The organism is Enhygromyxa salina (assembly GCF_002994635.1).
GTDB classification, from domain to species: domain Bacteria; phylum Myxococcota_A; class Polyangia; order Nannocystales; family Nannocystaceae; genus Plesiocystis; species Plesiocystis salina_B.
The window spans coordinates 19196-31491 of sequence record NZ_PVNL01000122.1 but is presented as its reverse complement, the minus strand read 5'-3'; the positions used below and the strand labels follow the sequence as shown (position 1 = coordinate 31491).

General features: G+C 68.2%; 6 protein-coding genes. 5 read left to right on the top strand and 1 reads right to left on the bottom strand.

What is annotated here, in order from left to right; translation table 11 throughout:
* Positions 1 to 199: 199 nt before the first annotated feature.
* The 3 genes from dnaE to ENSA7_RS32305 all read left to right on the top strand — a co-directional run bounded on the left by dnaE (position 200) and on the right by ENSA7_RS32305 (position 7427).
* Positions 200 to 3997 (top strand): DNA polymerase III subunit alpha, encoded by a 3798-nt coding sequence (gene dnaE / locus ENSA7_RS32315; protein WP_106093266.1) that lies wholly within the window; start codon positions 200 to 202, stop codon positions 3995 to 3997.
* 746 nt (positions 3998 to 4743) lie between these two features.
* On the top strand, positions 4744 to 5745 hold the full coding sequence (locus ENSA7_RS32310) for a terpene synthase family protein (protein WP_146158386.1): 1002 nt from the start codon (positions 4744 to 4746) through the stop codon (positions 5743 to 5745).
* A 398-nt stretch (positions 5746 to 6143) separates the two neighbouring features.
* A complete protein-coding gene (locus ENSA7_RS32305) occupies positions 6144 to 7427 on the top strand; it encodes a cyclic nucleotide-binding domain-containing protein (RefSeq protein WP_106093264.1) in 1284 nt (427 codons plus the stop codon).
* A 24-nt stretch (positions 7428 to 7451) separates the two neighbouring features.
* On the opposite strand, the gene ENSA7_RS32300 is transcribed toward ENSA7_RS32305, so the two are convergent.
* Positions 7452 to 9233, bottom strand: a complete 1782-nt coding sequence (locus ENSA7_RS32300; RefSeq protein ID WP_181234317.1) for a tetratricopeptide repeat protein — start codon at positions 9231 to 9233, stop codon at positions 7452 to 7454.
* A 64-nt stretch (positions 9234 to 9297) separates the two neighbouring features.
* On the opposite strand from ENSA7_RS32300, the gene ENSA7_RS32295 reads away from it, so the two are divergent.
* A complete protein-coding gene (locus ENSA7_RS32295; protein WP_146158385.1) occupies positions 9298 to 11067 on the top strand; it encodes an ABC transporter substrate-binding protein in 1770 nt (589 codons plus the stop codon).
* Positions 11068 to 11221: 154 nt separating this feature from the next.
* Positions 11222 to 11941 carry a 23S rRNA (guanosine(2251)-2'-O)-methyltransferase RlmB gene (rlmB, locus tag ENSA7_RS32290; protein ID WP_181234316.1) on the top strand — a complete coding sequence of 240 codons (720 nt, stop codon included), beginning with the start codon at positions 11222 to 11224 and terminating at the stop codon, positions 11939 to 11941.
* Positions 11942 to 12296 lie beyond the last annotated feature (355 nt).

Here is a 12296-nt window from a genome sequence, read left to right as displayed (position 1 = left end):
CTCACAGCCCGCGCCAGCAGAGCCTCTCCGCGACGAGCGCCCCCACGCTCACGGCAAGATGAGCCCCCTCTCAGGGGGCCACACATACGCCCGCGCACAAACAGCCCCGAGGAGCGCAGCGACCAGACGCGCCAGCGGCTGCAGTCGGCGAAAATCACTGGTGTCTGTGGGGGTCCAAAGTTAGGGGTTAAGGTGCCGCATGTCCACCGATCTCACGGGCGACGCGTCGGGCCGCGACGACTTCGCGCACCTGCACCTGCACACGCAGTACTCGCTGCTCGACGGTGCGATCCGCATGAACGATCTGTGCGCCAAGGTCCAGGCGCGCGGCATGAAGGCCGTGGCGATGACCGACCACGGCAACATGTTCGGGGCCATCCAGTTCTACCAGACCGCCAAGGCCCACGGCGTCAAGCCGATCTTCGGCTGCGAGGCCTACATCGCCGATGGCGAGGCCAAGGCCAAGTCTGATCGCAAGAACTACCACATCGTGCTGCTGGCCAAGAACGAGGTCGGCTACAAGAACCTGCAGCGGCTGGTCAGCTACGGGCACCTCGAGGGCTTCTACTACAACCCGCGGATCGACCGTGCGGTGCTGCGTGAGCACAGCGAAGGGCTGATCGGGCTGTCGGCTTGCCTCGGCGGCCACATCTCGCGGCTGGTCACGGCCGGCGACATGGACGGCGCCCGCGATACCGTGCGCGAGTACGCCGACATCTTCGAGCCTGGCCAGTACTTCTTGGAGCTGCAGCCCAACCGGCTGCCGGCCCAGGAGCAGGTCAACGCCGCGCTCGCCCAGCTCGGCCGGGACCTGGGCGTGCCGATCGCCGCGACCAACGACTGCCACTACGTCGATCAGACCGAGGCCCACGCCCACGAGGTCCTGATGTGCATGGGCATGGGCCGCACGATCAACGACGAGAAGCGGCTCAAGCACGACTGCGACGAGTTCTTCATCAAGACCCCGGAGCAGATGTGGGGCTACTTCAACCAGTACCCGGAGGCGATGGAGAACACCGCCCGGATCGCGCGGATGTGCAACGTCGAGCTCGAGCTCGGGCGCCCGGAGCTGCCCGACTTTCGCCTGCCCGAGGGGATCGCCGACGAGGTCGAGTACCTGCGCCGCGTCGCGTACAAGGGCCTCGACGAGCGCCTCGCCGAGCTGCGCGCGCTGGGTCGCAAGCCCAACGAGGACGAGTACCGCGAGCGACTCGAGCGCGAGCTCGGGATCATCATCGGCATGAAGTTCCCGGGCTACTTCTTGATCGTCTGGGACTTCATTCGCCACGCCAAGCAGATCGGCGTGCCGGTCGGACCCGGGCGCGGATCGGGAGCCGGCAGCCTGGTCGCCTACAGCATGCGGATCACCGATCTGGATCCGCTGCAGTATGACCTGCTGTTCGAGCGGTTCTTGAACCCCGAGCGCGTCTCGATGCCGGACTTCGACATCGACTTCTGCATGGATCGCCGTGAAGAGGTGATCCGCTACGTGACCGAGCACTACGGCGCCGAGCGGGTCGGGCAGATCGCGACCTTCCACAGCCTCAAGGCCCGCGGGCTGCTGCGCGACGTGTGCCGGGTGATGGAGAAGTCGCCGGGCGAGGCCAACGAGCTGGCCAAGATGATCCCCGAGGGCCCCAAGGTCTCGCTGTCGCTGTGCATGGCGGACCCCAAGCAGATCAAGGCGCAGATGAAGGCGGACCCCGACAAGGCCGCCAAGCTCGAGGGCAAGCTGCAGATCGCCGAGGCCGGGACCAAGCTGCGCAACCGCTGTGAGGTCGACGCCGGGGTCCGCTCGATCGTCGAGATCGGCTGCTCGCTCGAGGGCCTCAACCGCCACGCGGGCATGCACGCGGCCGGCATCGTGATCGGCAACCGGGCGCTGACCGAGCACGTGCCCTGCTTCAAGGCCGACGACAAGATCGTCACGCAGTACACGATGACCGACGTCGAGCAGGCCGGCCTGGTCAAGTTCGACTTCCTCGGCCTCAAGACCCTGACCGTCATCAAGCACGCGGTCGATCAGATCAACGGGTTGCCGCCCGCGTGGCGGCTGGATCCGACCAGCGTCGACCAGACGCCCGCGCCGGGAGCCGAGCCGGGCCAGGCCCTGACCAACTTCGACATCGACAAGATCCCGCTCGACGACGCCTCCGTCTACGAGATGATCTCGCGCGGCGAGACCACGGGCGTGTTCCAGCTGGAGTCTTCGGGCTTCAAGAAGCTGCTGCAGAAGCTGCGGCCCGACAAGTTCGAGGACATCATCGCCGCGGTCGCGCTGTACCGGCCGGGTCCGCTCGAGGGCGGCATGGTCGATCAGTTCATCGACTGCAAGCACGGCCGCAAGCAGATCGAGTACCCGCACCCGCTGCTCGCCGGGGTCCTGCGCGAGACCTACGGCGTGTTCGTGTACCAGGAGCAGGTCATGCTGGCCGCGCAGATCTTGGCCGGGTTCTCGCTCGGCGGCGCCGACTTGATGCGCCGCGCGATGGGCAAGAAGAAGGCCTCGGAGATGGAGCGGCAGCGCAAGCTGTTCGTCGACGGCTGCGCGTCGGTCAACGACATCTCGGACAAGCTGGCCAACGAGATCTTCGACTTGATCGACAAGTTCGCCGGCTACGGCTTCAACAAGTCGCACTCGGCCGCCTACGGGCTGATCACCTACCAGACCGCGTACCTCAAGCACCACTACCCGGAGTGCTTCATGTGCGCGCTGATGACCTGCGACAAGGACAAGAGCGAGAACGTGGTCAAGTTCATCGCCGAGGCCCGGTCCATGGGGATCACGGCGCTGCCGCCCGACGTCAACGAGTCGGCCTCGGACTTCAACGTGGTCGTGCGTGATCGGCCGGCCGACGAGCAGGCCGCAGAGCCGGGCGCCGAGCAGCGCGCCAAGACCAAAAAGGCCGCGCGGCGACGGGCCCGCGAGCGCGCCCGGCCCGAGGGCCAGATCCTCGCGATCCGGTTCGGCATGGGCGCGGTCCGAAACGTCGGGGGCAACGCCGTCGAGTCGATCTTGAGCGCCCGCGCCAGCGAGGGTCCGTTCGAGAGCGTGTTCGAGCTGTGTCGGCGCGTCGATCTCAAGCGGGTCAACAAGCGCACGATCGAGGGCCTGATCCACGCGGGCGCGCTCGACTCGATCGCCGACGGGCAGGGCCGGGCGAGCTTGGTCGGCGCGATCGACTCGGCGGTCGAGCAAGGCCAGAGCAGCCAGCGCGATCGCGACAGCGGCCAGACCGGGCTGTTCGACATGTTCGCCAGCGAGCAGGTGTTCAACGAGACCTACCCCAAGGTCGCCGAGTGGACGCCCCGCCAGCGCCTGCTCAACGAGCGCGAGGCCCTGGGTTTCTACCTGACGGGGCACCCGCTCGATCGCTACCAGCAAGACGTCGACCGCCACGCGAGCGTGCGGATCGGCCAGCTCCGCCCGGATCTGCAGGGCAATGAGCTGGTGCTCGGCGGCGTGGTCTCGGAGCTGCGCGAGATCACGACCAAGGCCGGCAAGACCATGGGCTTCTTTCAGCTCGAGGATCAGTTTGGTCGGGTCGAGGTGATCGTGTTCCCCCGGACCTGGGCCGAGCGCACGGACCCGGCCGACGAGGACTCGCCCAGCTGGGGCGACTGGCTGCACGGGCACGGCGAGGATCCGGTGTTCGTGACCGGCAAGCTCGAGGCTGATCAGAGCGAGACCGGCGAGGTCTCGCGCTACAAGCTGTTGCTCGCCAAGGTCGAGCCGATCGCCACCGTTCGCGAAGCCCGGACCCGGGGGGTGCGCGTGCGCCTGCGCGCCGAGCAGCTCGACGACGATCGGATCATGGCGCTCAAGCACGTCGTCGCCGATCACCGCGGCGGCTGCTCGATGGAGCTCGAGGTCACCGTCCCGGGCCGCTACGCGACCAAGGTCGCGTTTGGTGACAACTTCAAGGTCAGCGCCGACGACTCGCTGTTCTTGGCGTTGGAGCGGCTGTTCGGCGAGCCCGTGGCCGAGCTGGTCTGAGCGCGAAATCGGTTCTGGCTCGGCACCTTGGTCTGCGCGAGCGGTGAGGCCGCTGCGCGCAGATCCACCGATATGGCGAGACCTACGTTGGCCGCAGCGCTTGCGCTGGTCCAATGCGTCGATTGCAGATCTTGGACGCCCGCCGCGCTTCGAATCGCGTACACGGTCGTTGTCCCGGACCAAGCAGGTCATGTGGCACATTCACGTGATCGTGGGACACGCATCAACAGGCCTGCTATTATCATACATCGAGAGATTAAATGCTATCAGTAGAAGTGGACAGTCATCACCTCAGCCCGCCGGGAGTTCGATGGGCACTTGCCGTAGGCGTAGCGATTGGTGGGTTGCTCTTGCTGAGCCCAGTCGTGTCGGCGAAACCTCCAAAACCGGATACTTCGCCCTCGAAGACTTGCGTGGAGAAGTGCGAAACGACCTATTCCAAGTGCATCAATGATGCCGGTGGAAGCACGTTTTGGGAATTTCTCTGCAAGATCGATGCAACCAAGTGCTTGGGAAAGTGCGCTGCTGCGGGCTCTCCGCACCAGCGCCTCGATCTGCGTCGGCAAGCTCAGGGGCCATCCGACCGCGCATGGACGGCTCCAGCGTCACTTTCGCACTTCGCGGTTTCATGCGATCATTGACGCTCGATGGCTCAGACAGAGAAGAGCACCGCATCTTCAAGCGTTCTTGCACGTCTGCTAGCCGGGCCGTCGGGCCTGGGGACACACGCCGCGAGGCTGTACGCCATGGGACAGGCCGGTTCGTGGAACGCAGAGACTCGCACGGACTCTGAGTTGCATGGACAGCCTGCATTCCGCATCGACGAGCCGCTGGGCAAGGAGATCAACGCGATGCTGGTTTCCTGGGCACGGGACATCGGCCTGTACGCCGGGCACCTGGACTACCTCGAGGCCTGTGACTTCGGTCGTTATGCAATGCTCACCCATCCCAATACGGACGACCGGGATCGGCTGTTCCTGGTCGGGCAGTCGATGGTCGCGCTATTCGCCGTGGACGACTATTACGTCGACGACAGCCGATCGGGCGCCTCGCTCGACCAGGTCGGGCGCAACCTGTCTCTGTGCATGTCTGCTCTGGATGAGCCCTACCTCACCAGCGAGTACGATCAGGCCACGCACCAGGCCATGCAGGCAGATCCCGTCCTGATCGCGTTGCGCCAGTACATCGAACGGACAGCAAGGTACGCCACGCCCCAGCAGGTGGCCCGGGTCCGCCATGAAGACCTGGGGCTGTTCTTGGTCATGTGCCAGGAGGCCAGTTGGCGCATGAACAAGCACATCGCCCCGGTGTGGGAGTACCTGGGCGGTCGTCAGATCAACAGCTTCATGCCGTGCATGACCCTCATTGATGTGATCGACGGGTACGAGCTGCCCCACAACCTCTATTCTCACCCCCAGGTCCGCCGCGCGGTGAAGCTGGCAGGCCTGATCTCGGTTCTGGTCAATGACCTGGTCTCGACGGAGAAAGAGAAGGACGCCGGCGTCCATCAATTCGGCGTACGCGAGGCGATTGAGCACGAGGAAGGCTGCTCGTTCGAGGAGGCGCACGTCCTCGGTGTCCGCCTGCACAACGACCTCTACGCCGCATTCCAGCAACAGGCGAGCGACCTCGCCACATTCGCCACCCCCGAGCTCAGGATGTACCTGGTGGGTCTGGAGGCGTGGCTCGCGGGCAGTCGTGAGTGGCACTATCAGAGCGCCCGCTACCAGCGGAGCGAGGGCGGGTGACCCCGTGGCGATGTTGCCCCGCCGCGAGGCTCGGCCACGTCGGCTTCGACGTTGGCGGTCTCGTTTTTTGGCCGTCGTCTCACTCTCGTCACGCTCGCCCGCATCACCAAGCTCATCCTCCGCCCCGGCTCGGCGAAGACCGCACGTCGACCCGCGCCGCGTCGAGTTCAGCCTCGCTCGATGCCGCGCTGCGGCGGTTCATGTGCGCGCTGACCACGTCGACGAGAGAGTGGGTTCCGTATGGAAGGAGGGGCCGCGCTCGCCATCGTCCGTGACGTCTCGCCCGCCCCAAGCCGACTGTCGCCAGGGATCATGCGTGGTCAGCCCCTCGTCGCTCCATAAACCAGTTCTGGCTCGGCGCCCTTGGTCTGCGATAGCCTGGCGGTGAGGCCGCTTGCATGCAGATCCACGGATACGGAGAGACCGACGTTGGCCGCAGCCGTTCGCACAACGAGGACCACATCCTCGTCGAGCCTGCGCTCGGCTTGTTCGTGGTCTGTGATGGCATGGGTGGTCACGCCGCGGGCGAGGTCGCGTCGGAGACGGCGGCCAAGGCGGTGCATCGTCACGTCGCCAGCCAGAGCCACGTCCTCAGCGGCTTCGACGGCAGCTCGGAGGCGTGCGAGGCGGTCGAGGCGGTGCTGCGTACGGCGATCCAGTCGGCGTCGGCCGAGGTGTTCGACCTCGCCCGGGCCGGGCAGGGCCGCCACGGGATGGGCACGACCTGCATCGCGCTGATCGTGGTCGGCGGCAAGGGCTTCATGGGCCACGTCGGTGACAGCCGCATGTACATGGTCCGCGGCGGACGGGTCTGGCAGCTGAGCCAGGATCACACCTTCTTCAACGACGCAGTTCGCAACGGGATGATGAGCTTCGAGGAGGCTCGCTCGAGCCCGTGGGCCAACATGGTCACGCGCGGCGTCGGGATCCAGCGATCGGTCGCGGTCGACACCCTGGTGTTCGACGTGGTCGCCAATGACACGCTGTTGCTGTGCTCCGACGGGCTCACGGCGTACCTGCAAGAGCACCACGAGATCGCCTCGGTGCTCTCGGATCCGGCGCTGCCCGGTCTGCCCAAGAAGCTGGTCCGGCTGGCCAACGAGCGCGGGGGAGGGGACAACATCTCGGCGATCGTGGTCCGCGGCGTGACCGAGATGCCCACCCACAGCGACGACGACGCGCGGCGGATCAAGGTCACCCAGAACCTGCAGACCCTGCGTCACATCGCGCTGTTCATGGATCTCGGCGACCCCGAGATCGTCCGGCTGTTCAATAAATTTCAGGCCTTCGAGCACCCGCCCGGCGCGGTGATCATCAAGGAGGGCGACGACACCGACTCGATGTTCGTGATCGTCGAGGGCGACGTGCAGATCGTCCGCGCGGGCAAGGTCGTCGCAACCTTGACCCGCGGCGCGCACTTCGGCGAGATGGGTCTGCTCAACCAGCGCCCGCGCTCGGCCACGGTGACGGTGACCTCGCCCACCCAGATCCTGGTGCTCGAGCGACGCGCGTTCAACGAGGTCCTGCGCGAGGACACGGGCCTCGCCGCCAAGTTGCTCTACAAGCTCGCGCAGATCTTGAGCCTGCGGCTCGACGAGAGCTTTCAGGGCGACGCGACCGAGCACGCGGAGCGCAAGACCCTCGAGCTCGGGGTGTTGTCACCGTTTCGACCGCGCTGGTAGGGCGCCCCGTGACGACCGAGGGGACTAGTCGTCGAGCGGATCTTCGGAGCGCTTGCGCGACGACGGCTGGACGAGCGTGTCGGATCGCTTGGCTTCGAGGCTCTGCTTGGGCTTGGCCTTCGCCTTGCGCTTGGCTGGCTTGGGGATGACCGGCTTGGTCGCTACCGTGCCCTGTTTCTTGGACGCCCGCTTGGTGCCCGCGGGCTTGCTCGGCTTCTTGCTAGGGGTCGCGGGCTGCTTGGAACCGGCGCTGCGCTGCTTGCTGGCGGTTTTCTTCTTGGCGACGGCGGTCTTGCTGGCGGGCTTCTTCTTGGCGGCGGCGGTCTTGCTGGCGGTCTTCTTCTTCGCAGCGGCCGGTTTGCTGGCGGTCTTCTTCTTGGCGGCGGCGCGCTTGCTGGCGGGCTTCTTCTTGCTGGCAGCCGTGGGCTTGGTCGACCGGGTTTTCTTGCGGCCCAGCGTTGGACGCTCGGCGCCCGAGGCCTGGCTTGGCTTGCCGGGCTGATCGCCAGACGTGGGCGCCGACGCAGGGCTGGTGGCGCCCGCCCCAACAGTCGGGTCGGTCGTGGGCGCCGACGCACCCTCGACGTCGCGCCCGCGCGGTCGCGGCTCCCCCAGCGAGAGCCAGTCACTCGGCGGCAGACCCAGGCGCTCGCGCCGGGCGTCGTCGTAGCCAAAGAACGCAGCGAGCTCGTCGAACACGCTGAACTCCAGCTCGCGGTCGAGCTGCGCGGGCTCCCGGGCCAGGCGCAGCAAGTTGCGGCGGTACAGCGCGAGCCCGGTCAGGGTCGGCGCGGTGTCGGTCTCGCGGATGCTGCGGGCGGCCAGCGCCAGGGTCCGGGCCCGCGGGTCGACGCCCTCGAGCACCAGCTCGAACGGCGGGGCCTCGTTGACCACGACCACGAACCCGGGCTCGCGGGCGAGCACGCGCAGGTCAGGATCGGCGCAGTTGACCAGCAGATCGACGACCTTGCTGTGGATGTCGGCGGGCTGGGGCGACCAGTCCGGACCGGGCAGCCGGGCGTCGAGCTGCAGCACCTGCAGGGCCGCGTGGGCGGCACGGACCGACTCACCGGCCATGTACGCGGCTTCGTTGCACAGGTACCAGACGTCGGGGTCGTCGCCGAACCGGCGCAGCAGGCCGTCGAGCCAGGGCAGGGCTTCGTCGGGGGTGCCGAGGTCCATGTGCAGCCGCGCGACGCGAATCGCGAACTGCACGACCCGACCCATGAGCGGCTCGATGTCCTCCGCGTCGAACTCGGGGGGATCGCCGGCGAACTCGCGGAGCAGCCGGGCGAGCTCCTCGCGCGGGGTCTCGCCGTCGAGCAGCTGGTCGAGGATCCACAGCTCGGTGAGCTGGTCGAGGCGCTCGGCCGCGGCGCGGCGATCGTCGAGCGAGACCAGCGCCTCGACCTCGATCAGCCCAAAGTCGAGCTGGTCAGCCGGAGTGGCCTCGTCGAGCTCGCGCGCGTGGCTCGCCCGCATCAGGGCGCGCTGCGGATCCTCGAGGTCATAGAGGAGGATCTGGGCCGCGGCGAGCTGGGCGTCGACGTAGTCGGCGTCAGCCTCGATCGCGCGCTCGTACCACTCCAGGCTGCTGTCGGGGTCGGACTCCGCGAGGCTGATCGCGGCCATGAGCATGGCCGCGTCTGGCACTTCAGGCCGAATCTTCAGGGCCTGGTGGGCCGAATTGCGGGCGCGCTGATAGTCGCCGCGATCGAGCAGCGACCAGCCGCGGTCCAGATGCGCAGTGTATCGACTGGCCTCACCGAAGCCGTCGTCGTCTTGATCGTACTCCCGACGGGGCACCCAGCTCCTATACCACTCGCCATGGTTTTTGGGTCTGGGCTTCTGCGCACGTACACTCCCGCCCGTGGATCGGCGCCAGCTCTCCAACGAGGTCACCAACGCAGCGCAGCCGCCATGGCGAGCGCCTCAGCAATTCTGGCGGCGGGCGCTGTGCGTGACCCTGCTCGCGGCCTTGCCCTCGGTCGTGAGTTGCCAGACCACGCGGGCGGGCCAGACCCCGACCGGATCGCTCGTCGATCCGGGCGCTGTCCCGGCCCAGATGCGGGCGGAGTGGCAGGCGCTGGTCGACGCGCAGGCGGGTGATCCGGGCTCGACCGCGGTCGAGCAAGCCGCGGATGCGCTGCTCGAGCGCGAGCCACCGCCGGAGCTGCGGGCCACGGCGCTGCTGGCCAAGGCCGAGCGCCAGTATCTAGTTGGAAGCGACAGTCAGGCGATCGCGCTGGCCGACGAAGCCGTCGCGCTGCTGGCCGCGTCCGAGGCGCCACCCAAGTCAAAGTCGGGATCGCAGCTGCGCACGGCCGTCCACCGGGTCCTGGCGCTCGCGCTCACGCGCGGAGGTGACCCGGCGCGCGCCCTGGCCGAGCTCGACGAGCTCGAGGCGTCGGGCAGCATCGAGCGGGTCGAGCTGCGCGGTGCCCGGGCCGTGGCGCTGGATCGAGCGGGCGACACCGCGGGCGCGCTCGCGGCCTTCGTGGGCTGGCGGGAGCTGGTCGCCGATGAGGCGCCCGAGGCTGGGTACGCCCAGGAGCGGATCGCCGCGCTCGTCCAACATCTAGATCGAGCCAGCATCCTGACCCTGGCCAAGGCCGCGCCCGGTCCCGACGCGGCGGACTGCCTGCGCGCGACGCTGGGGAGCGACCCGGGGGATCAGGCGCCCGCGTGGGTTCGCGCGTGTCAGCCACTCCCGGATCGGGTCGGGATCTTGCTTCCCCGAACCGGGAAGCTGTCGGCGCTGGCCGACGCGCAGCTCGCGGCCGCGGTCGCCGCCGTGACGGTGCTGGGTCGTGCTCGGCCGGTCTCGGTCCTGTGGCGAGACAGCGGGTCGAGCGCCGACACCGCTCGTGCAGGCGCCGATCGGCTGGTCGCGGATGGCGCGGAGGTCATCATCGGCCCGGTTGGGGCGACCAACGTGAGGGCCGCGATCTCCGCGGTCGGGGACGATCGGTTCTTGCTGCCAGGCGAGAGCACGGCCAACGCGCGCGGTGTCGCGCCCACGCTCGAGCAGCGCACCCTCGCGCTGATCAACTTTGCGCGCGGCCGCGGGGCCCGGGAGATCCTCGTGCTGATCCCCGACAACGGCTACGGTGGGCGGGTGAACGCGGTTGAGAAGCTGGTTGAAAAGAATAGCCTCAACTCATTGAAATTTATCATGTATCCGTCATCGACAACGAGCTTCGCCCCGATCGTGAGTCCGCTCGTCCCGCAGCTCGAGCAGGGCGCGGCGATCCTCATTGCCGACGCGCTCCCACGCACCGAGCTGATCGTGCGCCAACTGCGGCGTGCCCACCTGCGGGTGGCGGGTGGCACGGTCGACCGCGAGGGCGCCGAGGTGCTCGTGCTCGGGACCGGTGAGGGGTTGGCGCCAGACGCGATCGGCGCCAAGCACGAGAGTCTCGACGGCGTCATCCTAGCGCCTGTGGCGCATCCCGACGCAGACTCCCGCGCGTTCGAGGCCGAGTACCAGAGGCAGCAGCAGCGGCGACCGGACGATCAGGCGCTGCTGGTCTGGCGCGCGATGTCCGCTGCGTGGTCCGGCGCCTCGGCCACGCTCGAGCCCACCCCCGACCTGGTTCGAATCCAAGGGAGCGCCGTTGTCGCGGTCCAAGCGCCCTAAGCCCGACGGTCGGTCGGGAGGCCGCGCGTCGAGCGGACGAGACTCGAGCGCTGCGCGGGGCCCGTCTGGCGGACCTCGCGCGGGGGGCCGCCCACCAGGCGCCCGGTCAGCGGGCCGCGCCCCGGGTCCGCGCCTGCGAGCGAACGAGCACGCGGTGCCGGGCGAGCGGGCGGTCGTCGAGCTGCTGACGGGCGCGCCGGGCCGGGTTCGTCGCCTGCTGGTCGAGGACGGACGCGAGTTCCCCGCGATCACCGCGCTGGCCGAGGCCGCTGGGATCACGACCGAGCTGGTCGAGCGGGACCACCACGAGGCGCTCGTCGGTCCCGGCCTGGCCCGCGGCGTGCTGGCGATCGCGGATCCACCTCGGATCTGGGACTTCGACGACCTGATCGAGCGACCAGATCCCCCCCTGACCCGCCGCGGACACCAGCTCGTCTTGGTCTGCGATGGGATCGTCGATCCCCACAACCTCGGGGCGGTGATCCGCAGCGCCGAGTTCTTTGGCGCGTCTGGGGTGGTGTGGGCCCGCGACCGCTCGGCCCCGCTGTCACCGAGCGCGGTCCGGGCCTCGGCCGGGGCCAGCGAGCGAGTGGCGCTGTGTCAGGTCACCAACCTCGCGCGCGCGCTCGAACAGGCCAAGCAAGGTGGGCAGTGGTGGGTGATCGGGACGGTCGTGGGGGAGGGCACCCCGCTGCGGGAGCTCGGCCAGGACCCGCCGGGGCAGATGTTGTTGGTGCTCGGCAGCGAGCAGCGAGGCCTTCGTCGACTCACGCGCGAGCGCTGCGATTTCTTGGTCACGATCGACGGCGCGGGGTCACTCGGCTCGCTCAACGTCTCGGCCGCGGCCGCGGTGGCGCTCGCTCTACTCGGCTGACACACAAATTCGACACCCACCCGGCCGGCGGATCGGGTACGATGGCCGGGATCGAGAGCACCCTGAACAGCGAGCGCTCCGATCCTGCTCGGTGGCACCGCCGTGGCGTGCCAGCCAGCCGCTCTCGCGTTGCTGCACGATGCGATCGACTGCACCGACACCGACACCGACAGGCATCGGGCCGACGTTGGCCCGGCTCCAACACTGCCTGCTGGGTTCGAACGCTTTGGCCTAGATACCCGCGACTCGACTCGTTACCCTTGCCCACCGTTTCGAAGGTGTCCGATTGCCCGCACTGCGATCGCGACGCCTCGTCGACTCCCGCGCGCCCGGAAGAGTCGACCGCACCCAGGAC